This is a genomic window from Anaerolineales bacterium, assembly GCA_030583885.1.
Lineage (GTDB): Bacteria > Chloroflexota > Anaerolineae > Anaerolineales > Villigracilaceae > Villigracilis.
On record CP129480.1, the window covers coordinates 3,057,437 to 3,082,085 of the forward strand.

A 24,649-nucleotide genomic window follows, 5' to 3' on the forward strand; every position below is an offset into this window, starting at 1 on the left:
CTCCGCTGCGGGTATACCCTGCGGGCACGATGTGCTTCGCGATCCCCTAACCCTAAAGGGTGCTTCGCGACGGGGAGGGAGCGCTTCCTCGCCAGCAGGCACTGCCTTCCCCCATTTGGGGGAAGGTGTCCCGCACAGCGGGACGGATGGGGGGCCACTTCAAACCCCTCCCCAGCCCTCCCCGAACGGGGAGGGAGCAGACTGATCTTGCCCCGGTTTAATAGACACAATTAAAGTCCAGATTGTTGCTCAAACTCAACCGGGCTGAGGTAGCCAAGTGAAGAGTGCAAGCGTTGGCGATTGTACCAAACCTCAATGTATTCAAAAATCGTTGTTCGAGCTACTGCTTGCGTTGCAAATTGAGAGGTCACACACTCCACCTTGAGGGTAGCAAAGAAACTTTCTGCCACCGCATTGTCATAACAATTTCCAACTCGGCTCATACTCGCCTGAATATGTGCATCTGCTAAACTGCTTTGATAAGCGGCACTGGTATATTGACTGCCTTGATCGGAATGATGTAACAGGCTTGCCTGCGGTTGTCGTCCTTGTAAAGCCATGTCCAGGGCTGCCTCGACAAGGGTTGCATCCATTTGTGCAGCCATCGCCCAGCCTACTACTTTTCGTGAAAACAAATCCAGAACCACTGCTAAATATAACCAACCTTCCGCGGTATCAATGTAGGTGAAATCGCTCACCCATTTCTGGTTTGCCGCGCTGGCAGAAAAATCCTGGTTCAGATAATTCGGTGCTGGGATCACACCTGGCTGGCGCTGCGTAGTTATGGGACGCCAGCGCCTTCGTTTTTGAGGGCGAATTCCTTCTCTCCGCATCAAACGTGCGACTCGATGTCGTCCACAGGCGAACCCTCTGCGTTGTAGACCCGCCTGGATGCGCGGACTGCCATAGGTCTCGCGACTCAGTTTGTATTCTGCCCGGATCTGCTCCACCAGAATCCGATTCTCCACCTCTCGCGGACCGACTGCTTCTGGCTGCCAGGCATAGTACCCACTTCGCGTCACACCCAATACCTGGCACATCCGCTTGACGCTATACTCCTGGCAATGCTCCCGAATGAATTTGTATCTCATTGGTTTTCCCGGGAGAAAATGTTGATTGTTTTTTTTAGGATCTCGCGCTCTTCTTCCACTTCTGCCAACCGTCGTTGCAAGCGTTTGATCTCACGCTTGGCAGCTTCAAAGTCACTAACTTCCAAGTGCATTGGGTTTGTCCCTTGGGATATCACTTGGTATCGATCGCGCCATTTCACCAGCAGTCCGGGCGTGATCCCCAAATCGCGTTCAATTTGCCCGGCACTCTTTCCGCTGCTCTTCAAAAGTTCCAGAGCCTCTAATTTGAACTCTTCGGTGTACTTCCGATACCTTGTTTTCTTTTCGTCCATGATCCTGCTCCTGTTTTCCAAGTCTACTGGATCCAGACATTTTTTGTGTCCACTTTTTTAGGACAAGATCAGACTCCCCTCTCCTTTAGGAGAGGGGTTGGGGGTGAGGTCCCCCTTTCTCTCAATCTTCACCTTCGGCAGTTGACCGACCAACTCCACCATCTGTTCACGGATAAGTAACCGCCAGTGGACAATAGGCGCTGATACCATCGATATTTTCTGCGCTGTATAGCTTTAATTGTCCAACTTCCTCAGTCAGGGTATATTGGAAATAAACGGGCGTAATATCTTCTAAGGGTTGAAGTCCTCTTAAGAAATAATTTAGTTCTGCATCAATAATATTTGAACCACAATCGTACAATTTATAGTGAACTTGCAAATCCCACCAATAATTTTTATAAGTTTCGAAATTACACTGATCACTGGGATTGCACTGCAACTTTCTTGTCATAAGACCCCATGCTCTTGAAAGATCGTTGTCAATTGCCGCGTTATTTATGTATTGATAGTATTGATCCATGACTTGAATTGCAGGCGACAAAGTGTTCTCCGTCGGGGGTGTTGTGATTGTCTGGGCGTCCGAAGGGGTTAATCTAATATCTTCCAAATTGGTGCTTTCTGCCGAGATCGTTATATGCCTTGTATATGGCTGATAATTTTCAGCATCAACCCAAATTTGACCGCTTATTTTCGATTCGATTTCAACCTCGAATCGATAAATTCCCTCCGAGTCGGTGTAAACAACAGGCGGGACATCTTTGAAGTTCAAAGTTATTTTTGCGTTTGAAACAGGTTGCAGTGTATTTATATCAATGACACGACCAAAATACTCGGTGATCTGATCAGTCGGATTTCGAATACTTTGCCAGTAGTTTGTAAATATCACCCCGAATAGTCCGAGGGTGGCGGCAATGATTATGCCTACCCTAGCAATTTTTGCAGATGTAACAGCTGCTGGCTCTTTTTTTGCCATACTTTCTCCTTCTCTACTCAAACTTCATCCTCGGCAATATGACGGCATGAAACACGGAATATTGTTTTGCTTCTTACAAAACCAAATCCAGACTTTCCTTGAACAAATTCTCATTCTCGTTGTCGTAAAAAGGTACGCCAATGAGACGGTATTTCGATTTACCAGCCAATGTCAACACCTTGTTTCCGAACTCTTCTGTAATTTCCTTCAAGAATGTTTCCTTCCATTTATCATGTTCCTTTAGGAATTTACCCTTTGGCTCGATAAATAATTGATAGGTGAGCATGTTGCCGCTTTTTTCCTTTAGAAACAGGACAAAATCGGGCTGGAAGGGTCGCCCTTTTGCAAAGTCGTAGATGGCGAAATGTCCCTCGTTGCGGACAAGGTACATCTCTTCGTATTTTTTTTGCAATGTATCCATGAACCTGTCCAGCATGCGGACAAAGTCTTTTTCTTCGCTGGTGCCGTAGACCGTGTTGAAGGCGAACCAATCTCTTGAGGATACGAAATGCTCGAACTGGTCTTCGTCTTTGATGCGATCATTATTCTTGTCGAATTTCAGGACTTTATCCTTGAAGATATCGCGCACCCATTCCTTTGTAAATTCCTTGGAGCCGCGAAAATCGGTGATTTGCTGGCGGACTTCGGCTTCCACTTCGCCAAGCAAGCCCATGACCGCGTAGAGTTTTTCAGCCCTGTTTTCTTCAAATTGATACAAGTTGCCTTCAAAGGTGATTTCCAACCCGCCGAGATATTGCTCCGATTGTATGAACTGATTCATGGTTTTGACATGCGGAAAATAATGATTGACGTTTTCGAACGTGAAAAATGGATTTCTGGCAAGCGCGGACTGAATAACGTTCTTTTCGATCTCTGACAGTTTTACGTCACGCCGCGTTTCATCGGATACAACAACTTTTTGTTTCCCTTCCACCAGGAGCGCGCTCGAACCGCCATGACCTGTGGCAATGGCGTGGACGTAATTTCTCCTTTTCACGCCCAGATCTGCAAACGATTTGACATATTGGTAATCGTTTTCCAGTTTGCCGTTGACGTAGACCAGCCCGTATTTGTAGAAATCGGTTTTCTTGAATTTATCCTTCAATGTGAGTTTTCGCTCGACGGTGTGTTCATCCATCATGCCTTGCTCGACCAGAGCCTTGCGGATTTCGTAGATATATTTCGGGTTGTTGATGCTGTGATAATGCAATTCCTCGATAACCCGCAATTCGTGTTCAATGTCGCCGTCGAATTTACGGCGAAAGCGGTCATTGTTTTCGGGCAATACGAACGGGAAATATCTTGCCCCGCGCCCGATCAGTTGCGCTTCGGAAACGGTTGTATTCCCGACAAAGCCGCTTCTTGAGTCTCTTGTTTCGTAACAGCGGACAATGTCGAACAGGTTCAGCACATCCCAGCCTTCATTGAGTTTTTGCACGGCAAAGATGGCGCGGATATGGTTGTTCCTGTCTTCCAGTGTGTTGACAAGGATTTGATAATTCTCTTTTTCCTTCTCGTCGTTGACCGAGAGACAGAAATCTTCATGGAACTCGCGTTTCAAGCGTTCTGCCAATTGCTGATCGCTGATCTTGCTACCATCGAAGAAGTGAAAGGCGCGCTGGACGATCTCCACGTCCGACATTCGGATTTTGGTGATTTGCTTTGCAGTCAGACCTTCGATCAGTTTGTGGAAGTTGGCTTTGTTTTCCTGCGATTGCGCAATTGTTTTCTGCGCTTTCAGCAAAATGACGGGTTTCAGGTTGACGCGGTGCTTTGCCGCCACTTCCTGTTTGTATTGACTCAGGATAAGGGCTTGCAAGATGCGCTCGTTCAGGTCGAAGTCCGAATAGACCAGTGTGACATCCTTCGAGAATTTGTCGTTTCGGAATTCGGGCAGGTCGTAACGGAAGATGACCATGTTCCGGTACTTCTCCACCATCGCGGGGGTCTGATAATCGTGCGTGGCGGTAAACTCCAGCAGGAGGTTTTCGGGATTTTGTTGGAAGATGCCCTCCACTGTGTTTTCCCAGTTGGCAACATCGATGGCTTGAATATCCCCGCCGTTGTTCTTTGCCTTGGTTTGCACGTTCATGTGATGGGCTTCATCGGCGATCAGCACGATTCTGTGCTTGCGGAAATCTTCGAAGGTAAGCGAATTTTCTTTTTCGTTGGTCAGGTCGGAATGGAGTTTTTGAATCGTCGTGAAGCAAATGTTGATGTCATTTGCGTTGACCGCTTCGAAGTTCTCCACCGCAGACACACGCACGCGGCGGTTTCCGATATTGATGTCTGGATTGAAGAGAAATTTGATGGAGGCGGGGTTGAGGAAGTTGTCCTTCGTCTTTTCGATAATGTTGGTCGAGTTGACGAAGAACAGGAAATTTCGATAGCCCTGCTCGTAGAGATATAGGATCGCGCCCGCCATGATGAGCGTCTTGCCGCTGCCCGTTGCCATGTTGAACAGGAAATGCAGGGGATAAGTTTTGTTGGGGAAGTCGTTTTTGTGGCAATGGAAGAAACGCGCAAAGGCTTCGACCTGATACGGGCGTAGTTCGTAGCGCGGATTCAGGTTTCTGGCAACTGAATCGGGCATGGTTTTGGGCAAATTACCCCAGTTTGAGAGCGTATTCAGGTCTTCGTAGAGAAATTTCGCACCAGAATCCATCTTGAAAATTCCTATCGTTGGGTTATAATATAGTTGCCAGCGGACAAAATTCGGCTCCATGCCGTGTGGTTACAGGACTACGGTCACTGCAACCCTATATCCCTGGCATTTTATTTTGTTTGCGCCATTCCAAAGCCGCCGTGGTGAGCGGCTTTTTTTGTGTGTAATACACGCCGTAGCCGGCCTCGCGTTTATCGTCAATGTCCTGTACAAGATGGACTGATTTCCAGAGGTAATTCAAATAGCGGTCTTCCCCTTTTTCGTACATACGCTGTAACGCCCATGTGAAGTAATCCGCCGCCTGCAAACCAGCATGGACAACGGGAGTGGATGAAAGTATATGAGTCGGCGCATTGGCGAATATGCCCCATTGTTGGGCAAAACGTTCGCGCGCCGTTTCGATTGCCGCTTGCAGGGCGGACGTGCGGTCGGACGCGCCCCTGGTGGCAAACACGATCTCGTACCCGCCGTCCTTGTGCAGCAGATTCTTGAACAAACGCCGAGTCAAATAGTCATACAATTCGTTGGGGTGGTAACGATAACCGGGGTTGCGCACATTCTGCTGGCGGACATAATCCAATACGCTCCACTTATCCGTCACAACCGCAAAGTAACGCAATCCTTCGATTTCGCGCAGAAGCGCAAGCACTTCGCGCCGTATTTCCGGCAGGTCGTCTTTAGCGTGGAAAGCCAGGGCGGTCTTTCCAGCCTGTGGCTGCATGGAAGGCACGTTATTGAAATATGGATCACTCATCAATCGCGCCCGCAGGTCGTCGAGACGCTGTTTCAGGCTCACAGGGTCGGCAATGTCCAACAAGCCGAGCATGAAGAAACGGGAACAACCCTCTGTATCGATGATGACTTTGCCTCTGCTGGCAAAAAGCGTGCTGTCGCCGCCTTCATCAACAAAATAGTGACGGGTGGTGGCTGCGCTTTTATTTTGGGAGCGCGCGTTCTTAGCCATAAAACTTCCTGTTCAATTCCTTGTCTTCCTTGCTGACCTTGAACAGCGCATCGTCAATCTCGGAATAATTGACGTACAACTGGTTCTTGTCGAGCAGGGCTGCCAGCAGGTGTTTTTGTTTTTCGAATCCTTTTTCTTCTTTGCCTAAGGCTTCAAAATCTTTCGCCGCTTCTTCGGGCATTTCAGGGTTGACGTACCAATTCAGGAACGAACCTTCTGCCATTTCATTCCAGATTTTCAGCAGTTCCTTGCTGTTTTTAGCTGCCTGAATGTGCTCCATGAAGGCTTCGTTGTATTTCATCAACTCGCAATATATGAATTCGCCAGTTTTGTTTTGTTCTACAACCTTTTTGATTCTTTCTCGTGTAACTGTTTCAACATACTGCATTTGTTCGCAAATTATGAAGTTTCTACTACCGCCGTCTTTATTTAATTCCAAAACGGCATGAGCAGTTGTTCCGCTACCACCGAAGAAGTCCAAAATTATTGCGTTTTTGTCGCTTGCCGTAACTGCATACAAACAGTCATAAACATTCCATAGTGATTTTGGAAAATCAAACGGCGAATTGGGAACAAGCGACTTCACGATTTGAGTGCCGTATACATTTGCATCATATCTGCTGTCTTCCCATACGGTACGATAAACCCCAAAGTCTTTTCCTAATTCAATTTCATAGCCTGTCTTGGTCTTCTTTGCTCTCAATAGGTGTTTGATTTCTTCAACACTCTGGCGAGCATATCTCCATTTTCTTTCTACTCCATCTTTGTCAATTGGGTAAGCATAATACTTCTTTCCATGGGGAACTGTTTGGGTGGGTGGATGCTCTGTGTCTTCGGTTACTTCGCCAAACCCAACTATTTCATCGTTTTCAACAATTACGGGATAAAAGCAGTTTTTAGCATCAGTGCGTAGTGACTCGCCTCCCCAATTTCTCAGCGGAGACCAGTCAATATCTTCTAGATTGATTTTTCTGTTGCCGATGATTTTCTTGCCTTGCGGAATTACAAAAAAAGCATACTCATGTGTGTACGAAAAATTCGTTCCTTGAACACCGCGTGGATTGTGAACGATTGTTATGCAATGAATTTCATATTCACTGAATATCTCATTGAGCATAACGCCTAGGTAAAATATTTCGTTGTCGTCAATCGCTACAATAAGCGCACCGTCTTTTGTTAATAACTCTTTCGCTACTTCCAATCTGTTCTTCATGAACGTAAGCCAAGTAGAGTGATTGAAATTATTATTGTAGGCAAAGGTGTTTGATTTGCTGTCAGGATTATACGGCGGGTCAATATAGATCAGCTTCACCTGTCCGCGAAACTGGGTTTTGAGCGTGTGCAGGGCAAGCAGGTTGTTGCCTTTGAGGATCAGGTTTTCACGGATGACACCATTTTCATCACGCTTGAAGTCCTTGACCTTCTCTTTGCCTTTGGTGGTGTAGCGTGTGAAGTTCGTCAATACCTTGGGGTCGAGCAGGCGGTTGATCTCATCCTGCGCCAGCACTTCGTTGAAGAAGATTTCTTTGCGTTTTTCTTCTTCCTTCGTTTGCCCGCCTTCGAGTATCGTGTCCTTGTAGGGCCATACCAGCGCCACCTCGCCGCGCTCGCGCAAATATTTGCCGTCTATGGTCAGTCCGATGCGGTTTTTGAAGCGTGTGTAGGAATTATCCAGAAAGTTCTTTTGGGAGATGTAATCAAGGAAGGTGTTGACGTTGAAAATCCAGTGGTTTTCTATCTCGTCGAAGAACTTGGCTTTGATATCTTCCTCCGAAAGCAGTAACTTTACAAGGTCGCGGTCCATCTTCCAGGCGCGGTCTTGCACGGCGGCAAGCAGAAGTTCGCCGTCGTCATCCACAAAGGCTTTGTTGGTCTTGAGAAGTTCTATAAGTTTTGCATTGAAGGACATTAGATACTCCCTTGATATTTCCCCCAAGTATACCGCGCCGCCTGCGGGCTAATCGCTAAAAGCTAAAATTCCCCCCTTGACTTTAGAACAAATGTTCTATTATACTGTGCCGCACGTCAACGGCGCGGCCGCCCAGTCCCCCATAGGTGGCATGCCCCCCCTGCGAAGCGTGTACGAAGGAAGTACGAAGGATGTGCAAAGGATGTACGAAGGCAATTCTTCGCGTGCCCAGGCAGGCACCCCCCACCGGCAGCCGTCCCGCTTCCCCGCTTCGCTCCCTGTCCATGCCGGCCGCCCCGCCGTCCCTTTTTAACAGCCATATCCAAAGGAGGAACCCATGGCCAAAGTAAAACTCAACCCCATCGTCGAGCAGTTGCGCGGGCAGATCGGCGACCTCGTCTTCCGCCGCGCCTTCGGAAAGGTCGTCGTCGGCCGCAAAGCCGCGCCCGACGAGCGCGACCCTTCCCCCGCCCAGCTGGAAGTGCGCGAGCGCTTCCGCGCCGCCGCGCTCTACGGCCGCATGGCGCTGGCAGACCCCGCCGCGCGCCAGCTCTATGAAGACGCGGCCGGCAAAAAGGGCAAGCCGGTCTTCTCGATGGTCATGGCCGATTTTCTCAACGCGCCCTCCATCGAAGAGATCGACGTCTCGGAATACAGCGGTGCGCAGGGCAGTCCCATCTACATCCGCACCGAGGACGACTTCCAGATCGAACGGGTGGACGTCGGCATCGCCGACACGGACGGCGCCGAACTGGAGGCCGGTCCGGCCGCGCTCGAGGCGGACAGCGGGCGCTGGGTCTATCGCGCCGCGCAAAACATCCCAGCCGGCACGAACGTGCGCATCACGGTCACTGCCACCGACCGGCCCGGCGGAGCCGCCGTGATGAACACCGGCAAAGCCCTGTAATCCCCCGCCGCCTGCCTGCAAGAATCAAGAGCGCCCGCGATACGCGGGCGCTTTCCCATTCGGCGCGCAGGCCGTTCAGATGTTCTTGAACTGTTTCATAATATCGATCAGGTTGGCATAACCGGTGCTGCTGACGAAGCCGCCCTCGTTGTTGAAGGTATGAAAGACCTCGACCGGCAGCTGGATCTTCATCCCCGTGGGCGGCAGTCGCACCCCGTTCGGCAGCAGCAGCGGTCCGCTGTGCGTGCCGAGGATGACGAACTCCTGGTGCACCATGTTGCCCTGCGCCTGCAGGCTCTTCTGCTCGAAGACTCGAACGGGAAAATTTGAGTCTTCGAGCCTGCGTGGTTAATGCTTCAAATCCGCCCTATTGAAAACCGAGGCGGCCCAGCGCCAGGTCCAGCGCGAATTTTTGCGCGGCGGCTTTCACAAGGTCGAACATGAAAGTGGAGAACTCGCCCGCAAAGTCGGCATCCTCCCCGCCCTGGCTTTCCATCTCGTCGAAACCGTCCTGAAAGGCCTGCGCGGTCTCGGCATCGTACAACTCACCGATCACCGCCGCCAGCGAGCGCCTGTCTATCTTGATCAGCTCCGAGTTGAAGGAGGTATCCGCGAACATGCCTCTGGCTTTCAACTGTCCCTGAATGGCGTGGCGGATGTAATTGTCCTCGATGGCAAAGACGATCCTGCCCGTCTCGATGGCGTACTTCGAGCGCGAGAGGATGTACAGGAACTCGCGCCGCACGTAGTCCTCATCCGGCGGATATTTCAGGCGCGCCTCGTAGCGCAGGCTTTTGATGCGCGAGACCGGCGCCTGCAGCAGGATGCTCAACTCCTGGTTGCTCCTGGCGCCCAGCCCGCCGTAGCGCATGAGCAGGTCCATCACCAGGATGTCGATCTCGCGCTTCGACTTCGCGCCCAGGCCGTCCCCCAGATATTCATCCAAAAACTCCCTGACGAATTCCTTCGGTTTCTTGATCGCCGAGGTATCCATGGTCCCTTCCTTTCCTTATACTCCGCCGCCGATGATCGTGCCATTTTCCACAGTATACACCCATCATGTCGTTGCGAGCAGCGCAGCGACGAAGCAATCCCCTCACCACCCGGACACTGTCGAAACCCTTGGGTTGAGCCCCGTCGAAACCCGCTGGTCGAGGTCTTCTATAATGGAAGGAACGGCTGGCGGCGGCCCTTCGATAAAAAAACAGGCGCATCCTTTGATGCGCCTGTTTCATATTCAACCACTTTGCTTACATGGCCGCCACGGTCTGGTCGTACAACTGCTGTTTAAGCGAGATGATGTCCTGTTCGAGGCGGCGGTCCGAGTGCAATTGTTCCTTGATCTTGTCGTAAGCCGACATGACCGTGGAATGGTCGCGTCCACCGAGCACTTCACCGATCTGCGGGAAGGAGATCTTGGCCTCCTCGCGCAGCAGGTACATGGCGATCTGGCGCGGCAGGGCCACTTCGCGGGTGCGGTCGCGCCCGAGTAATTTCTCGGAGGTCAGGTTGAACTTGCGGGCCACCAGGTCCAGCACGTGGGCGGGGACGATGTCGCCGCGCGAGGGGATCAGGTCGGCGAGCGCCACTTCCACCAGACTGGGCGTGAGCGCCGAGCCGCTCAGGTCCGCAAAGGCAATGATGCGGTTCAAGGCGCCTTCGAGTTCGCGGATGTTGGATTGCACCTGCTTGGCCACGCTTTCGAGGATCTCATCCGAGATGTGCCGTCCGGTCCGCTCGGCTTTGGAGCGCAGGATGGCGAGGCGGGTCTCGAAATCCGGCGCCTGGATATCGGCGGTCAGGCCCCACTCGAAGCGGGAGCGCAGGCGTTCCTCGAGCGTGATGAGCGACTTGGGCGGCCGGTCGGACGAGACGATGATCTGCTTGTCCTGTCCGTGCAGGGTGTTGAAGGTGTGGAAGAACTCCTCCTGGGTCGATTCCTTGCCCGCGATGAACTGGATGTCGTCCACCAGCAGCACGTCCGCCGAGCGGTATTTCTCGCGGAAGGCCTGCGTGGTGTGCGTGCGGATGGCATTGATCATGTCGTTCGTGAATTCCTCGGAGGAGACGTACAGGACGTTCAACCCGCGGATATGACAGGCATTGCCGATGGCGTGCAATAAGTGCGTTTTACCGAGTCCCACGCCCCCGTACAGGAAAAGCGGGTTGTAGGCGCGGGCGGGCTTCTCCGCCACCGCCTGACAGGCCGCATGGGCGAGGCGGTTGCCGGAACCGACCACGTAGGTATCGAAGGTATAGCGCGGATTGAGGCTCACATGGCGCGCTTTTGGCTCCGGCGGCGTCACTTCCATGGAGGCGGCGGCAGGTTCCGGGTCGGTGGAGGAGGCGTTTTCGTCGGATTGCGTGACAACAAAGTTGACAGAGACGTTGGAATTGAGGATTTCGATCAACATGCGGCTGACATTGGCCGCAAGGCGGTTCTCGAGCCAGTCACGCGCATAGGCGTTGCGCACGCCGACGGTGATCATCCCGTTCTCGTAGGCCAGGGGACGCGTATCGCGCACCCATGTGTCGAAGGATGCGCGCGGCATGTCCATTTGAAGTTGTGCGAGTACCGATTGCCAAGCCTGCTCTGCATTCATAAGCATTCCTCAATGTAAGATCTCAAGCAAAAAATAGGGTCTATCGAACAGCCCGCCTGTATACGCGGCTTATGTATGTGGGCCAACCAGTTGTTTCCAATAACCATTGCGGGGTATTGCGGGGTTTGGATGTTTGGGATCGACATCCTTTATATCAGCGTGCTTGTATTCTAGCAGATGATTGCAAATGATAACAGGCGTTCAACCTACGTTAAGCTAAAAAGATTTGTTTTTTTAAGGTTGCTATATGTTAAAGAAACATCACGCATTCATGGAGTATCCCACTCTGATATAGAACGTATGTTTCAGGCACAAACACCTGCAGCCCTGTGACGACCCCCCATATATGGGCATGCGCGGCGTTTATTCACTATCCTTGGCATAACCATCTTAACAAACCGTACTGTAAAACATTTTTTATTCCCATGCAATGAGACTCTCATTCCGGTGACTCATTTTGCATTAACCCGTCGATTCGCATGCTTTAACTTTTTATGGCGCGTGGAACCCATACAAGTATGGTCGTTCCATCGCCATTGGATGATGAAATATCGATATCACCGCCGACTGCATGTGCGCGCGTCCGCATGTTGGCGAGTCCATGACCGATGGAGGTCTGCATTTTATCCATATCAAAGCCTTTGCCGTCGTCATGGACCTCCATCAAGGCGCGCTCCTCCGTGGTCCACACGGCAACCTGCACATTCCTTGCCCCGGCATGCTTGGCGGCATTGGCCAGGGCCTCCTGGCAGATGTGAAACAGGACCAATGCCTGCGTTTGCGGGAGGTCCTTCAGGTCGGAATCGGACCCGGTCAAGTGGATATCGGAGAAGGTATTGGCGCGATACTCGGAAATCAACCGTTTTATGCCGTTCAACAGGCCGTCCGCACCGAGCTGGCGCGGTCTCAGGTCGAGGATATAGGAGCGGATATCGCGAATCGCCTGGTTTAACCCGTTGATGGCATAGTTAATGCGTTCTTTTGCGGCGCCCGGATCCTCGATTAATGTATGCTGCGCGCCTTCGAGCGACAGTCCCACCCCGTAAATGGACTGGATGATGCCGTCGTGCAGGTCCATGCCGATGCGGTCGCGCTCCTCCAGCACAGCCAGACGGCGGGCATTGGCATGCAGGCGGGCATTTTCGATGGAAAGGCCCGCCCAGGTGCCCACCGCGCTGAGCATTTCGATGCTGCGCTCGTCAAATGGGTCGGTCCCGCGTGTGGCCACACTCAACACGCCCATTAAATTTTCACCGGAAAGCAGGGGAATGCAGGCGATTTGCTGAAAGCCCGCCTCCACCACCGCATCGCGCAGGAAATTGGCGTCCTCAGCCAGGTGACTGCCGATCATCGGCTGGCGGGTCTTGGCGACCATGCCCGGATAGCCGTCGCCGACATTGAATATATTCCGCCGCCAGAAGGCTTCCGCGGCCTGCCCGCGATGCAGGACCATGCGCAGGGTGGTCTTATCCTCCTCCAAAAGGAAGATCTCGCCCGCCTCCACCTTCATGTAGTTCATCACCAGCCCGAGAGTTTTGTTAAGGATCTCGTCGAGTTCCAGGCTGGAAGTCAGGGTCGAGGCGATGTCGTTCAGCAGGGACATGTCCACGTTGCGGCGGGTCAGCGCCAGGTCGCGTTCGCGCATCTCTTCATATAACAGGGCATTCGCGATGGCGGTGGCGGCGTATCCGGCCAGCATCTGGATGATGATTTCATCATCCGCTGTAAATTCAGACGCATCGATCTTTTCGGTCAGGTAGATCTGCCCCAGCTGTTTATTGCCTGCGCGGATCGGCACACCCAGAAACGACGTCATTGCCGGGTGATGAGCGGGAAAACCGACCGAGCGGGGATGAGCCTGAATGGACGGCAGGCGCATGGGCATTTCCGCATCCATCAATTCGCCGATCAAACCATGTCCCCTCGGCGGATGTACGATCCTTTTGATCTGCTGGTCGGTCATCCCAACGGTAATGAACTGCTTGAGCCTGCCGTCCTCATCCAACACCCCCAGCGCGGCATAGCGTGCATCCGCCTGTTCACAAGCAGTGGATGCGATCCGTTCGAGCAGGGTCTCCAGCGAAACATCCTGCACCAGTTCCAGGCTGGCGCGGTGGAGCGCAAAAAGCCGCTCCTGTAATTGCTCACGGGTTAACAGCATGAAAAAGACACCTTGCAGACATTATAATCAATTCAGCGCGTTTTGATAGAATTTGAAAGGAAGCCAAACTATACTTGGCACAACCAACATGACAACTTCCCGCATCTCCGCCTTCTACAAGATGACCCTCGAAGAGCGCCGCGCAAAAATCGCGGAGGCTGCGCCGCTGACCCCGCCCGAGCTTGCCCCGTGGACCTCAGGCGGACTCTCCCCCGAAGCCGCCGACCACATGATCGAGAACGTGATCGGCTTGTACAGCCTGCCGCTCGGCATCGCGCTCAACTTCATGGTCAATGGACGCGACGTACTCGTTCCGATGACGCTCGAAGAGCCGTCCGTTGTAGCGGGCGCCTCGTTCATGGCCAAACTCGCGCGTGGCGGCGGCGGATTCACCGCCACGACCAGCGAGCCGCTCATGATCGGGCAGATGCAGGTCATCCACCTGGTCAACCTGCACGAAGCCAAATTGAAGATCTACGAACACAAAGCGGCCTTGCTCGAAGAGGCCGATTCCATCGACCCGATCCTCAAGAAATTCGGCGGCGGCGCGCGCGACCTTGAGGTTCGAGTATTCGATAATTCGCCAATTGGCGGTTTTTTGGTCGTCCATCTCATTTATGATGTGCGCGACGCGATGGGCGCAAACGCCGTCAACACCGCATGCGAACGACTCGCCCCAAGAATCGAGGCGATCACGGGCGGCAAAGTCCACTTGCGGATTTTGTCCAACCTCGCAGACCGAAGAATCGCCCGCGCACGCTGCACCATCCCTGTGAAATCGCTGGCATTCGACAACTTCTCGGGCGAATCTGTGCGCGACGGCATCATCGCCGCCTACGCCTTCGCCGCCGTGGACCCGTACCGTGCCGCCACCCACAACAAGGGCATCATGAACGGCGTGGACTCGGTGGTCATCGCCACGGGCAACGACTGGCGCGCCATCGAAGCAGGCGCGCACGCCTACGCCGTCAAAAACGGAGGGTACACCTCGCTCTCCACCTGGGGCAAGGACGCGGACGGAAACCTCGTCGGCACGCTTGAAATGCCGATGGCGGTGGGCATCGTCGGCGGCGCGACCAAGGTCCACCCCGCCGCGCAAGCCGCCGTCAAATTGATGGGCGTGAAAACCGCATCTGAATTGGCTGAAATTATTGTTTCTGTTGGTCTCGCGCAAAACATGGCTGCATTACGCGCCCTCGCCACCGAAGGCATCCAGCGCGGACACATGTCACTACACGCAAGGCAGGTCGCCATTGCGGCAGGTGCGACAGGTGATTTAGTCGAGAAGGTTGCCGCGCAAATGGTGGCGGAGAAAGTGGTGCGGATTGACCGAGCGGAAGAGATTTTGAAGGAACTCAAGGCTTGACAAATACGCATAAGGTATATATTATAAATATATACTAAAGGAGATCAAATGGAAACAGCAAAACTTTTCCAAAACGGTAAAAGTCAAGCCGTCCGCCTTCCAAAAGAATTTCGCTTTGGAAGTGACCGTGTGTACATTAAACGCATCGGGGAGGCAGTAGTGTTGCTCCCTTACCAAACACCGTGGAGCACACTTATTGAGAGCCTTTCCCTATTCTCAGCCGATTTCATGGATGAGCGCAATCAACCACCTCTTCAGAATCGTGAGGATGCGTTTGCATGAAATACATGCTGGATACCAATATCTGCATCGGCTTAATCCGCCAGAAGCCTCAAACATTGATCACGCGATTAACCAATTGTGCTCCTGGCGAAATTGGGGTTTCAAGCATTACGATGGCTGAATTAATGTATGGAACACAAAAAAGCAACCGCCCGGAACAGAACCAATCCGCGCTTGAACAATTTTTGCTTCCCATTGAAATTGCAGATTTTGACCAACATGCATCCATTGTGTACGGCTCTTTACGCGCTTTATTGGAAAAAAATGGGAGCATCATCGGCGCAATGGACATGTTAATCGGCGCTCACGCATTGAGTTTGGGCGTCATTTTGGTGACAAACAATACCAGCGAATTCAGCCGAATTCCCAACCTCGAAGTGGAAGATTGGATTTAATGAAAAAAACGCGCTCTCGTCACCGAAAGCATCCAACGCGGACACATGTCACTACATGCAAGGCAGGTCGCCATCGCCGCAGGCGCGACAGGTGATCTGGTGGAGAAGGTCGCCAGCCAGATGGTGACGGAGAAGGTGGTGCGGATTGACCGGGCAGAAGAGATTTTGAAAGGGCTATAATAGGTTCGTGGATTCAAAACGCGTTCTCACCTCCGAAGAAATCTCCGCCATTGTGGACGGATGTAATTCCATTGACCACGCACAAATGGACTTGCTTGCAAAAATGCCGCCCGGAAAAAGGATTTACCCCAGCCTCCGCGCAAGTGCCATGATACGCGCTGGTTTGCGGACTGCATTCAAAAGGAAATTTCCAAACCTTTCCCTGTCGGAAATCAACATGAAAATCCTGGACTATCTGACTTTCATGGATGGCAAATATGGACATGCTTGATTTTTACATCCGTGTCGTAAAGGCATTGAATGAAATCGGCGCGCCATACATGATTGTTGGCGCATTTGGAGGCACGATCTATGGAATCACCCGCGCCACCCATGACATTGATATCATCGTAGATTTACAAAGGCAGGATTGCGAAGCGTTATCCCAGAAGTTTCCCCTCCCGCGTTATTACGCCGACCCGGAGATGATAAAAAATTCCATCGAAATGGGGATCATGTTCAACATCATCGATTCGAGCGAAGGGATAAAAGCAGACCTCGTTCCCCTGAAACGCGAACCCGATTATCAACTCGCATTTGACCGCCGCGTTCGCGAGACGTTCACCGACGAAAACGATGAGCCATTTGAAGCGTGGGTCGCACAACCAACAGACATCATCATCGGAAAATTGCAGGCATGGAACGAAGGCAGGTCAAACAAGCATCCTGATGATATTTTCGCCATCTTATATTTCTGCCTGCGCGGTTTCAGTAATCACCAGGTTGATATTAAAGATGTTAGCAAACAAGCAGCCCATATTGGGGCAGAAACCCTCGACATGTGGAATAAAACTCTTGCAAGGGCAAGGGAAGAAATCGAAAAAGGCGATACACCGCGCAAGTGGTAGACACACACCGGTGTCACCGGAACATCCTTCGAAAGTTAGTTGACATTACCTTCATGGCTTTGATCATCTTTGATTATGACGGCGTGCTCGCAGACACACTCGATGACCTGATTCAGTTTGGGCAGGAAGCCTGCAATCAACTGGGCGTCAACCATGTGGTGACCAAAGATGACCTAAGCAATCTCGAGGTGATGTCCTTTGCAACCTTCGGGCGGGCGTGTGAAGTCCCTGAGCATCTCATAGATGATTTCGTCAAAATCAGTTTAAATCTGTTTGCAGAAAAAGAAACCCCGCCCGCCATCTTCGCGGGTTTGGATCAGGTTATCAGGCACTTTTCTGCCAATCACAAGATCGCAGTCGTGACGACAAATTCATCCCAAAACGTCCATGCCTTTCTCGTCAAACACAGACTAGACAGTTTCATTCATGCAGTATATGGTGTCGACACGCCCGGCTCGAAGGCGCAGAAAATATCCATGGCGCGAGAGCGTTTTGTAGAAAACGGAGAGGCAGTGTTCATGATCGGAGACTCGTTGAGCGATGTCCGCGCTGCAAAGGAGGCAGGCGTGACCAGTATTGCCGCCACATGGGGACATCAAAGTTTGGAGACGCTGCAACGCGGAGAGCCGTATCATGTGGTTAGTTCTCCAAATAATCTTATTGAGGTCATTGAGCAATAAAATATACGGAAGGCTGATCTCGAGCTGAGACTGCATCCGTTAAAGAGTGTATAACGAACAAGATAGCTTTTGAAAGCCCGCTCCCGCTAAAATCCTCCTACGAATTCAGGAAAACATAATGACAACCCCCCACAATCATATACCCTCCCCCACCCTGCTCAAACCCGTCAAACCTGTCGGCATTGTGGGCTACGGCGCGTATGTGCCGCGCTATCGCCTGCCCGCCAAGGAGGTCGCCCGCGTATGGACGGGTAAGACGGGCGGTATGCCGATCAAAGAGAAAGCCGTGCCCGGGCTCGATGAAGATGTGATCACCATGTCCATTGAAGCGGCGCGGAATGCGATGATGCGCGCCCAGATCGACCCGGCCGAACTGCGCGCCGTCTGGGTCGGGTCTGAGTCGCATCCGTATGCGGTCAAACCAACTTCCACCTTGGTCGCCGAGGCGATTGGAGCCGTCCCCAACACGCAAGCCGCGGATTGGGAGTTCGCCTGCAAGGCGGGCACCGAAGCGCTCGTCGCTGCAATGGGATTGGTCGGCTCGGGCATGGGACATTACGCCATGGCAATCGGCATGGACACCGCGCAAGGCAAGCCCGGCGACGCGCTCGAATACACGGCTGGCGCGGGCGGCGGCGCGTACATCGTCGGTCCCGCGGAAGAGTCGCTGGCGGTCATCAACGCCTCGTATTCCTACGTCACCGACACGCCCGATTTCTGGCGGCGCGAATATCAGAAGTACCCCGAACACGGCATGCGCTTCACGGGCGAACCCGCCTACTTCAAGCACATCACCGAAGCCGCCACGCGCCTCATGGAAGCGATGGGTTCCACCGCCAAGGATTACAAGTGGGCGATCTTCCACCAGCCGAACGTCAAGTTTCCGCAGCGCGTGGCGGGACAGCTTGGTTTCTCTGCCGAACAGATCGAGCCCGGCTTGCTCGTCGGCACGATCGGAAATACCTATGCGGGCGCGGCGATGATCGGACTCACGGCGACTCTCGACATCGCCCAGCCCGGTGACCGGATCCTCGTCGTCTCTTTCGGAAGTGGAGCTGGTTCCGACGCCTTCGACATCACCGTCACTGACAAAGTAACCGCCCGGCAGGGTCTCGCCACGAAGACGCAGGCATACATCGCGCGAAGAACTGAAATTGACTACGCAACGTACGTCCGCTTCCGCGGCAAGTTGGCGATGAAGTAAAGACCTCGCTGGTTGAGTAGCCCCGAATGCTCTTTGAGGGGCGTACACTTGCACCGAATGCAAGTATGGTGTCGAAACCAGTAATTAAATGGAAATATAAAATTTCATGATGCGGTCTCGATACGGGCGAGAAGAACACTCGCCCTACTCTACCACCATTAGTAACTGAGGATATTCATGACAGACGTCGTTATTGCAGGAATTAGACAAACCGAGGTCGGCGAGCATTGGGATATTGGTCTGCGTGACCTAGCCTATGCTGCTGCAATTATTTTATTAATGACAGCGCTGGCGGGTTGTACGCCAAAGCCTACAGAACCTATCCACACCGATTCATTTTTTTCAGGACAGGCACTATTCGATGCAAACGGCAATGGAGAAATTGACGCCGAAGATACGCCCGTAAGAGACGCTACATTTATTGTTGAACTTCAAGACGGCACAGAGTTCGGGAGCCAAACAAGCGACACAGGCAATGCATTCGTCACGATTCCATCAACTGTGGAGTATCCTGTCACTGTTCGCATGGAAACGCCCAAGGGCAGCCTGCTAACAGTAATTGAACCTCCCACAATTACCTTGTCGGAAACGACAGGCGAAACTATAAAATTTCTTTTTTCATCAAAGTGAGACATTCATGACAGACGTCGTTATTGCAGGAATAGGACAAACCGAAGTCGGCGAGCATTGGGATATTGGTCTGCGTGACCTTGCTTATGCCGCCATCCATGACGCGATCCAAGATGCGGGCGGTCTCAAGCCGCAGTCGCTTTTTGTGGGCAACATGCTCGCGCCGAATCTCTCGCGGCAGGCGCACGTCGGCGTATTGCTCGCAGATTATGCGGGGCTGACGGGCATCGAAGCCGTGACCATCGAAGCAGCGGGCGCATCAGGCGGGGCAGCGCTCCGTCAGGGCTATCTCGCCGTCGCCAGCGGCATGGTGGATGTGGCGCTCGTCGTCGGCGTGGAGAAATTCACCGACAAGGTCGGCTCGGAGGTGGACGAAGCCCTCGCCACCACATCCGACTCGGATTTTGAAGCGGTGCAGGGCATGACTCCCGCCGCGCAAGCTGCGCTCTTGATGAAACGTTCCATGCACGAGTACGAAATCCCCAAAGATGGATTTGCTGGTTTCGCGCTCACCGCGCATGCCAACGGCGTGGCGAACAAGAACGCCATGTTCCGCAAAGCCATCAAAGCGGAGACGTACGCCAAAACCGAAATGGTCAGCGACCCGCTCAACATGTTCGACATGGCTCCCAATGCGGATGGCGCTGCCGCGCTGCTTTTAACGCGCCGCGAGCTGATTCCGTCCAGTTGGGGGAATCCGCTTGTGAAGATCGCCGGCTCGGGGGCTTCGTCCGACACATTGGCGCTGCACGACCGCAAGGACATGCTGTACTTCGACACGGCGCAACTCTCCGCGGACAGGGCCATGAAGCAGGTCGGCTTGACGTTGGATGGGATTGACTTCTTCGAATATCACGACGCGTTCAGTATCTATGCGGCGTTGCAATTGGAAGCGGTAGGGTTTGCGATCAAGGGCAGCGGATGGAAACTCGCCGCGGATGGTTCGATTGGGTTGAAGGGCAAAATCCCCTGTGCGACGATGGGCGGCATGAAGGCGCGCGGATTCCCCGGAGGGGCTGCGGGCGTGTATCAAGCCGTCGAAGCGGCGATCCAGTTACGGGGTCAGGCGGAGGCGAATCAGGTCGAGGGGGCGCGGTTCGGATTGATCCAGTCGCTGGGCGGACCGGCGTCCACGGCGGTGAGTCACATCCTGCAAAGACTTGATTAGACGATGGACCGTGGACGATGGAATTCGTTCACGGTCTTTTTATTTGCGTCAGGTATGAGTCGACAGGGTCGTTTTCAAAGCCGAAGAAGGTATAGAATTGAGTGGTGGGTTGATCGGCTTCGAGCAGCAGGGAAATCGCTGGCTCTTTATGGGCGTAATAGCGCGAGCGCCAGCCATAGGTGGAATTGAGGTCGGCGCGGACGATTGAGAATTTGCCTTCCCCTTCCATCAACCCCATTTGGATTTTAATTTTGGAGTCGACCAGCTTGCTGGTCACTGGAGCAAGTAATATCCCATACTGAGAAGCGAGCTTCTCGATTCCATATTTACCATCATTCAACAACCAGTGCAGGATATAGTGATGCGGCTCATTTGCTGCAAGATCATCGATGACCAGCCACCTGTCCCCTTCCAATGCCATGACCGTCCGTTTGTGGCGGACAGGTTTATAGCCGTCATGTTCGCCTTGCCATAAATTATCCGTTTGCTTGAGGACGCGTCCCTTCGCCCAGTTCGTCCATGTGAAGCGGCTGACCATGGTCATTTGGTCTTTATCATCCACTGTCACCGTGTTATGCGCGGACGTGCGAGCCAGCCCGTTGCGCCAGATGCCTTCGCCAGAGTACAGGTAGGTTCCAGCGTCGATGGCGATGTTGTGCCCCCCCATCCATAAATCCATGTGGAGTTGGTCGGCGTGCGAGGGGCGGGAGGTGAAGTCGGTGCAGCGAATCACCGCTTTGCTATTTTCTCCATGAAGGATATAAACTCCTCCATCGGGAAAGGCATCGCCAAATGACTTCTTTCTTCTTTCCTCTTTCTTTTCTATCTCCACTCCACACAACCAATAGACATCTTCATCCCAAGCGCCGGGTTCGAACATTGGCTCGCCGGTGGTGATGACAGCGCCGAGTTGCAACAATGGGCGGTAGTCGGTGAAGTCGCAGTTGTTGAGCGGGAGGACGAGGGCGCCGTCGTTGGAGCCGTAAACGGGCATTTGTCCAGTGGCAGGGTCGATGAGGCGGGAGAGGCAGGTGATGGAGTTGGAGATGGATTGTTGAAGTGCTTTGGAAAATGGAGAATGGTTAATATCTGCCAAACGAATTGCGTAGAGGTAGAGGTGCAGGATAAAGCGATGGTAGTTGAGGGAGTACATGGCGTAACTGCCATCGGGAAAGATCTGTATGGCGGCTTCGGATTCGAGGAGTTTTTTACCGATGGCGAGGTATTTTTCAGCATGTTTGAGTTCGGGGAAGAGCAAGCCGACCATCCATAGACCGAAGGCTTCGCTGATGGTGTGATTGCTGCGGGTGGAGATGGCGTAGCCGATGTTGGCGTGAATCCGTTCGGCTTGGGCGGCGACGAGTTGGGTAAATTGGGTGATGTGTTCAGGCGTGGTGGATGGGGAATGGATGAAGGCGTAGAAGCCGAATGTCCATGCCATGAGACGCAGGACGATCTCTTGTCCGTCTTTCCAGTTGGCGCCGCTGTTGGGGGGATTGTGTTCCGCCCAGTCTTGAATCAGTCTCCAGAAGGCTTGGGGATATTTTTCATCTGCGGTGGCGGCGTAGGCGCGGACGAGGGTGTAGACGAAGGCGAAGCGGTTCGGTTCCCAGATGAATTTGATGTCGGTTGGGGAGTCGTCGGAGATTTGTGACCAGTGAGGGGTATTGCTCAAGCCGCCGTCCTCGGCGGCGCGTTTGGTGTAATCGTCCGCCGCCGTCCCACGGGGATGCTTCGCTAAGGGCGGCGTCGGGAGCGTAGACCAATTCGGTGGAAAGCCTACTTGATGGTAGGTGTGCGAGAAGTATTTGAGTTCGCCATTGAGAAGTTTGTTCGCTTCTTCGATGGCGGTGTTGCCGTAATCTGGGCGAGGTCCCCTCGCCCCTACGGATGCAAAGAATTTTGGTGCATGTGTTTTACGCCATGCGGTATAGGAATCAGAATCAGAGGGGATGTTCGGTTTGGGCCAATGCTTGAGCGGACGGTCGCTCCATTTGTATTGCGGGGTCTGCAAGCGGATGAGTCCGCTGCGGAGGCGGAAGGCGTAGGCGAGGCGAAAGGCTGACCAGCGCGGACCAAGTTCGAGGTAGAGCGAGGCGAGGGTTCGGAGTTTAGTCAACATTCTTTAGCCGGGAAACGTATCGAGACAGGATCAGCCAGAGAAGGGGAAGTCCGATAATGATTAATGGCGGGGCGTAGGGTTGCCCCCAAGACCAGGCGTAGGCGAGGGCGGCGGCGAGGAGGGTGAGCAGAATGTAGAGCGCGCTGACTTGGGCGTGTTTGTAGCCGCCGATGACGAGACGTTGATAAAGGTGATCGCGGTGCGGGGCAAAGACGTTCTCGCGTTTGAAGGCGCGGCGGATGAAGGTGACGCCTGCGTCCATGATGAAGGTCCACATCAGGAGGGTGCCGAGCATGAGGGCGTCGCCGCCTTCATCGGCGGAGAGCAGCGGCAGGACGGCAAAGGTGTAGCCGAGGAAGGTGCTGCCTGCGTCGCCCATGAAAATTTTGGCGGGTGACCAGTTGTGAAAGAGAAAGCCCATTCCCCCCGCGGCGACGGCGAGCGCGACCCAATAGACGAAGTCGTTGTTCGTGCGCGAGGCGAGGAACATCCAACCGAAGGCGGCAGAGAGCGCGACACCGCCCGCAATGCCGTCGATGCCGTCCATGAAGTTGTAGGCGTTGGTGAGACCGACGATCCACAGGAGGGTGATGATAAAGCCGACCGCGCCGAGCTGCAGTTGACCGAAGAGCGGAATGGTGACGGATTTGAAATAGCCCATACCCAGCACGGAGGCGAGGGCGACCAATCCCTGCACGGCAAAGCGTACCCGCGGACTGAGCGAATGCAGGTCGTCACGCCAGCCGAGGTAGGCGATGACTGCGCCGCAGACGAGGTAGATGAGGCTATGAATTAAGTTTGAATTGAATGCTGCGAAAATCCCTGCCACGAGGACGACGATGACGATGGACAAGCCCCCACCTCTTGGAGTGGGCGCGGAATGGGAACTGCGTTCGCTAGGATGGTCGATGATGCGGCGACGTTCGGCGTATTGACGGATGATCCACACGCCGAGGGCGGAGAGGATGGTGAGGAGTGCGAAGATGAGGATGGAGGTCACGGGATGATTCTAAACGAGAAATGATTTTACAACTTCTTCTCTGATGGTTTAGAAATATTGTTTTCAATTATATTCTTCAGCAACTCTCTTAATTGATATTCAGACTCAATTCCAGACAAAAAATGATAATTGTTTGAAATCAATCTATCAAGTGTTCTTTCACTATAATTATTTTCCCTAAATTCTTTCTTATAATGTTTTGATTTAATCAATGGTGAAAAGCTTGAAAACACCAACTCGATTTGGTGAGCAGTAAGTGGACGTAAACTTAGAACGATATTATGCAATTCAAGCGGAAGTTTTTTGTCTTCCTTTGACAGTTCTTTGTTAATATCACCTTTGTAATACGCACCTTGTAAATCCCAAAGATCTCTTTTACTTACCGTGCTATATGTTTGCAGAGATATTTCAATAATCCTATTTTTACTTTTGTAAAAAGTAAAAATATGGTCTACGTAACCGTCGGTTATAGACTTCTTATTTATTTCCCCTCTGTGATGGCTTGTGTCACTTAAGAATGAAAAGCTGGATTTCTCCCATTGAGGCAATTTAATTCCTGCTTTCTTAATTTCATGTAAAGCCAACCGTCTGACACGATACAATTTTTCATATTGATTAAACTGCTGAAATTGCTTTTTGGAAACTTCTTCCTTTTCGTTTTTTTCTTGTTTTCTATTCCATTCTCTTAAGACAGTTCCTTGGATTCTTTTCTCAAGGCGGCTTGAAAAAGTTGAATCGGTAGGAGTTGACCACACTACAATAGGTTTCATCTGCAAATCGAAATGAACCCTTAAGTCGTCAGGTTGTCCTTTTCCAAGATGATCTTTTCTCACAGTATAAATCACTGGGACAAATCGTTGAGCATATCCTGCTTCAAAATAGACTGAAGGTCTTGTGTAAGTTAGGTCGGCAATGCAAAAATCAGCCCCATCAAGTTGTTCAAAGATTTGGAAATTCAAGTCATCATTGCTTTGATGACGATTAATAATTACTGGCTTAATGCCATTACGTTTCAAGGTGGGAAGTATTTGCTTTTCGTAAAATGCATCTGTATCCTCCCATCCAAAAGCCATTGCGATAAAACAAACAGGGGATTTTTTCATATCCGACACCTTATTTCTATGTTCCAAGAATGATTTATTCCTAATTTT

The 24,649-nt window shown here is 52.4% G+C and carries 25 protein-coding genes; 12 read left to right on the forward strand and 13 right to left on the reverse strand.

Features of this window, described 5'->3' with window-relative positions:
- Nucleotides 1-230: 230 nt before the first annotated feature.
- The 6 genes from QY332_15175 to QY332_15200 form a co-directional block, all read right to left on the reverse strand.
- A complete protein-coding gene (locus tag QY332_15175; GenBank protein WKZ34956.1) occupies nucleotides 231-1,091 on the reverse strand; it encodes an IS3 family transposase in 861 nt (286 codons plus the stop codon).
- On the reverse strand, nucleotides 1,088-1,402 hold the full coding sequence (locus QY332_15180) for a transposase (GenBank protein ID WKZ34957.1): 315 nt from the start codon (nucleotides 1,400-1,402) through the stop codon (nucleotides 1,088-1,090). Before QY332_15180 ends, QY332_15175 begins: the two co-directional genes overlap by 4 nt.
- Before the next feature lie 166 nt (nucleotides 1,403-1,568).
- Nucleotides 1,569-2,375, reverse strand: a complete 807-nt coding sequence (locus QY332_15185; protein ID WKZ34958.1) for a carboxypeptidase-like regulatory domain-containing protein — start codon at nucleotides 2,373-2,375, stop codon at nucleotides 1,569-1,571.
- A 73-nt stretch (nucleotides 2,376-2,448) separates the two neighbouring features.
- A complete protein-coding gene (locus QY332_15190) occupies nucleotides 2,449-5,040 on the reverse strand; it encodes a DEAD/DEAH box helicase family protein (GenBank protein WKZ34959.1) in 2,592 nt (863 codons plus the stop codon).
- Nucleotides 5,041-5,134: 94 nt separating this feature from the next.
- Complete coding sequence (locus QY332_15195; protein ID WKZ34960.1) at nucleotides 5,135-6,004, reverse strand: DUF3800 domain-containing protein; 870 nt, start codon at nucleotides 6,002-6,004, stop codon at nucleotides 5,135-5,137.
- A complete protein-coding gene (locus tag QY332_15200) occupies nucleotides 5,997-7,913 on the reverse strand; it encodes a site-specific DNA-methyltransferase (protein ID WKZ34961.1) in 1,917 nt (638 codons plus the stop codon). Before QY332_15200 ends, QY332_15195 begins: the two co-directional genes overlap by 8 nt.
- A gap of 91 nt (nucleotides 7,914-8,004) precedes the next feature.
- Between QY332_15200 and QY332_15205 the strand changes: the two genes are divergently transcribed.
- Both QY332_15205 and QY332_15210 read left to right on the forward strand, forming a co-directional pair.
- Entirely contained in the window at nucleotides 8,005-8,226 is a 222-nt protein-coding gene (locus tag QY332_15205) for a hypothetical protein (GenBank protein ID WKZ34962.1), read from the forward strand.
- A gap of 24 nt (nucleotides 8,227-8,250) precedes the next feature.
- Nucleotides 8,251-8,820, forward strand: a complete 570-nt coding sequence (locus QY332_15210) for a hypothetical protein (GenBank protein WKZ34963.1) — start codon at nucleotides 8,251-8,253, stop codon at nucleotides 8,818-8,820.
- Nucleotides 8,821-8,895: 75 nt separating this feature from the next.
- On the opposite strand, the gene QY332_15215 is transcribed toward QY332_15210, so the two are convergent.
- The 4 genes from QY332_15215 to QY332_15230 all read right to left on the reverse strand — a co-directional run bounded on the left by QY332_15215 (nucleotide 8,896) and on the right by QY332_15230 (nucleotide 13,584).
- The gene (locus QY332_15215) at nucleotides 8,896-9,096 is read right to left on the reverse strand and encodes a hypothetical protein (GenBank protein ID WKZ34964.1); all 201 of its coding nucleotides are present in this window, start codon (nucleotides 9,094-9,096) and stop codon (nucleotides 8,896-8,898) included.
- 91 nt (nucleotides 9,097-9,187) lie between these two features.
- A complete protein-coding gene (locus tag QY332_15220; protein ID WKZ34965.1) occupies nucleotides 9,188-9,814 on the reverse strand; it encodes a hypothetical protein in 627 nt (208 codons plus the stop codon).
- A 256-nt stretch (nucleotides 9,815-10,070) separates the two neighbouring features.
- A complete protein-coding gene (gene dnaA, locus QY332_15225; protein WKZ34966.1) occupies nucleotides 10,071-11,423 on the reverse strand; it encodes a chromosomal replication initiator protein DnaA in 1,353 nt (450 codons plus the stop codon).
- Nucleotides 11,424-11,907: 484 nt separating this feature from the next.
- Nucleotides 11,908-13,584: a GAF domain-containing sensor histidine kinase gene (locus QY332_15230; protein WKZ34967.1), complete on the reverse strand. Its 1,677-nt coding sequence runs from the start codon at nucleotides 13,582-13,584 to the stop codon at nucleotides 11,908-11,910.
- A gap of 88 nt (nucleotides 13,585-13,672) precedes the next feature.
- Here QY332_15230 and QY332_15235 point away from each other — a divergent pair, with 88 nt between their 5' ends.
- The 10 genes from QY332_15235 to QY332_15280 all read left to right on the forward strand — a co-directional run bounded on the left by QY332_15235 (nucleotide 13,673) and on the right by QY332_15280 (nucleotide 20,376).
- Nucleotides 13,673-14,950: a hydroxymethylglutaryl-CoA reductase, degradative gene (locus QY332_15235; GenBank protein ID WKZ34968.1), complete on the forward strand. Its 1,278-nt coding sequence runs from the start codon at nucleotides 13,673-13,675 to the stop codon at nucleotides 14,948-14,950.
- A 48-nt stretch (nucleotides 14,951-14,998) separates the two neighbouring features.
- A complete protein-coding gene (vapB, locus tag QY332_15240) occupies nucleotides 14,999-15,232 on the forward strand; it encodes a type II toxin-antitoxin system VapB family antitoxin (protein WKZ34969.1) in 234 nt (77 codons plus the stop codon).
- Nucleotides 15,229-15,627, forward strand: coding sequence for a type II toxin-antitoxin system VapC family toxin (locus QY332_15245; GenBank protein WKZ34970.1), 399 nt, complete (start codon nucleotides 15,229-15,231; stop codon nucleotides 15,625-15,627). The genes vapB and QY332_15245 overlap by 4 nt, the downstream gene beginning before the upstream one ends.
- Before the next feature lie 45 nt (nucleotides 15,628-15,672).
- Nucleotides 15,673-15,807 (forward strand): hypothetical protein, encoded by a 135-nt coding sequence (locus QY332_15250; protein WKZ34971.1) that lies wholly within the window; start codon nucleotides 15,673-15,675, stop codon nucleotides 15,805-15,807.
- A gap of 7 nt (nucleotides 15,808-15,814) precedes the next feature.
- Nucleotides 15,815-16,078, forward strand: coding sequence for a hypothetical protein (locus QY332_15255; GenBank protein ID WKZ34972.1), 264 nt, complete (start codon nucleotides 15,815-15,817; stop codon nucleotides 16,076-16,078).
- Nucleotides 16,065-16,694 (forward strand): hypothetical protein, encoded by a 630-nt coding sequence (locus QY332_15260; GenBank protein WKZ34973.1) that lies wholly within the window; start codon nucleotides 16,065-16,067, stop codon nucleotides 16,692-16,694. Before QY332_15255 ends, QY332_15260 begins: the two co-directional genes overlap by 14 nt.
- A 53-nt stretch (nucleotides 16,695-16,747) precedes the next feature.
- On the forward strand, nucleotides 16,748-17,374 hold the full coding sequence (locus QY332_15265; protein ID WKZ34974.1) for an HAD family hydrolase: 627 nt from the start codon (nucleotides 16,748-16,750) through the stop codon (nucleotides 17,372-17,374).
- A gap of 118 nt (nucleotides 17,375-17,492) precedes the next feature.
- Complete coding sequence (locus QY332_15270) at nucleotides 17,493-18,578, forward strand: hydroxymethylglutaryl-CoA synthase (protein WKZ34975.1); 1,086 nt, start codon at nucleotides 17,493-17,495, stop codon at nucleotides 18,576-18,578.
- A 177-nt stretch (nucleotides 18,579-18,755) separates the two neighbouring features.
- Complete coding sequence (locus tag QY332_15275; GenBank protein ID WKZ34976.1) at nucleotides 18,756-19,208, forward strand: hypothetical protein; 453 nt, start codon at nucleotides 18,756-18,758, stop codon at nucleotides 19,206-19,208.
- 7 nt (nucleotides 19,209-19,215) lie between these two features.
- Nucleotides 19,216-20,376 carry a thiolase domain-containing protein gene (locus tag QY332_15280; GenBank protein WKZ34977.1) on the forward strand — a complete coding sequence of 387 codons (1,161 nt, stop codon included), beginning with the start codon at nucleotides 19,216-19,218 and terminating at the stop codon, nucleotides 20,374-20,376.
- A 28-nt stretch (nucleotides 20,377-20,404) separates the two neighbouring features.
- Here QY332_15280 and QY332_15285 read toward each other — a convergent pair whose 3' ends face one another.
- The 3 genes from QY332_15285 to QY332_15295 are packed head-to-tail and all read right to left on the reverse strand — an operon-like array spanning nucleotide 20,405 to nucleotide 24,601.
- Nucleotides 20,405-22,498: an alginate lyase family protein gene (locus tag QY332_15285; GenBank protein WKZ34978.1), complete on the reverse strand. Its 2,094-nt coding sequence runs from the start codon at nucleotides 22,496-22,498 to the stop codon at nucleotides 20,405-20,407.
- The gene (locus tag QY332_15290) at nucleotides 22,488-23,498 is read right to left on the reverse strand and encodes a glycosyltransferase family 4 protein (protein WKZ34979.1); all 1,011 of its coding nucleotides are present in this window, start codon (nucleotides 23,496-23,498) and stop codon (nucleotides 22,488-22,490) included. Before QY332_15290 ends, QY332_15285 begins: the two co-directional genes overlap by 11 nt.
- Nucleotides 23,499-23,524: 26 nt before the next feature.
- Entirely contained in the window at nucleotides 23,525-24,601 is a 1,077-nt protein-coding gene (locus tag QY332_15295) for a hypothetical protein (protein WKZ34980.1), read from the reverse strand.
- Nucleotides 24,602-24,649 lie beyond the last annotated feature (48 nt).

Bases quoted from the DNA above. Each gene is read 5' to 3' on its own strand.
- QY332_15275 (WKZ34976.1), top strand. From the start codon at position 18,756: ATGACAGACGTCGTTATTGCAGGAATTAGACAAACCGAGGTCGGCGAG.
- QY332_15220 (WKZ34965.1), bottom strand. From the start codon at position 9,814: ATGGATACCTCGGCGATCAAGAAACCGAAGGAATTCGTCAGGGAGTTT.
- QY332_15205 (WKZ34962.1), top strand. From the start codon at position 8,005: ATGTTCTATTATACTGTGCCGCACGTCAACGGCGCGGCCGCCCAGTCC.
- QY332_15210 (WKZ34963.1), top strand. From the start codon at position 8,251: ATGGCCAAAGTAAAACTCAACCCCATCGTCGAGCAGTTGCGCGGGCAG.
- QY332_15200 (WKZ34961.1), bottom strand. From the start codon at position 7,913: ATGTCCTTCAATGCAAAACTTATAGAACTTCTCAAGACCAACAAAGCC.
- QY332_15215 (WKZ34964.1), bottom strand. From the start codon at position 9,096: ATGGTGCACCAGGAGTTCGTCATCCTCGGCACGCACAGCGGACCGCTG.
- QY332_15190 (WKZ34959.1), bottom strand. From the start codon at position 5,040: ATGGATTCTGGTGCGAAATTTCTCTACGAAGACCTGAATACGCTCTCA.
- QY332_15175 (WKZ34956.1), bottom strand. From the start codon at position 1,091: ATGAGATACAAATTCATTCGGGAGCATTGCCAGGAGTATAGCGTCAAG.
- vapB (WKZ34969.1), top strand. From the start codon at position 14,999: ATGGAAACAGCAAAACTTTTCCAAAACGGTAAAAGTCAAGCCGTCCGC.
- QY332_15230 (WKZ34967.1), bottom strand. From the start codon at position 13,584: ATGCTGTTAACCCGTGAGCAATTACAGGAGCGGCTTTTTGCGCTCCAC.
- QY332_15195 (WKZ34960.1), bottom strand. From the start codon at position 6,004: ATGGCTAAGAACGCGCGCTCCCAAAATAAAAGCGCAGCCACCACCCGT.
- QY332_15265 (WKZ34974.1), top strand. From the start codon at position 16,748: ATGGCTTTGATCATCTTTGATTATGACGGCGTGCTCGCAGACACACTC.
- QY332_15185 (WKZ34958.1), bottom strand. From the start codon at position 2,375: ATGGCAAAAAAAGAGCCAGCAGCTGTTACATCTGCAAAAATTGCTAGG.
- QY332_15270 (WKZ34975.1), top strand. From the start codon at position 17,493: ATGACAACCCCCCACAATCATATACCCTCCCCCACCCTGCTCAAACCC.
- QY332_15295 (WKZ34980.1), bottom strand. From the start codon at position 24,601: ATGAAAAAATCCCCTGTTTGTTTTATCGCAATGGCTTTTGGATGGGAG.
- QY332_15180 (WKZ34957.1), bottom strand. From the start codon at position 1,402: ATGGACGAAAAGAAAACAAGGTATCGGAAGTACACCGAAGAGTTCAAA.
- QY332_15245 (WKZ34970.1), top strand. From the start codon at position 15,229: ATGAAATACATGCTGGATACCAATATCTGCATCGGCTTAATCCGCCAG.
- QY332_15235 (WKZ34968.1), top strand. From the start codon at position 13,673: ATGACAACTTCCCGCATCTCCGCCTTCTACAAGATGACCCTCGAAGAG.
- QY332_15250 (WKZ34971.1), top strand. From the start codon at position 15,673: ATGTCACTACATGCAAGGCAGGTCGCCATCGCCGCAGGCGCGACAGGT.
- QY332_15260 (WKZ34973.1), top strand. From the start codon at position 16,065: ATGGACATGCTTGATTTTTACATCCGTGTCGTAAAGGCATTGAATGAA.
- QY332_15280 (WKZ34977.1), top strand. From the start codon at position 19,216: ATGACAGACGTCGTTATTGCAGGAATAGGACAAACCGAAGTCGGCGAG.
- QY332_15285 (WKZ34978.1), bottom strand. From the start codon at position 22,498: ATGTTGACTAAACTCCGAACCCTCGCCTCGCTCTACCTCGAACTTGGT.
- dnaA (WKZ34966.1), bottom strand. From the start codon at position 11,423: ATGAATGCAGAGCAGGCTTGGCAATCGGTACTCGCACAACTTCAAATG.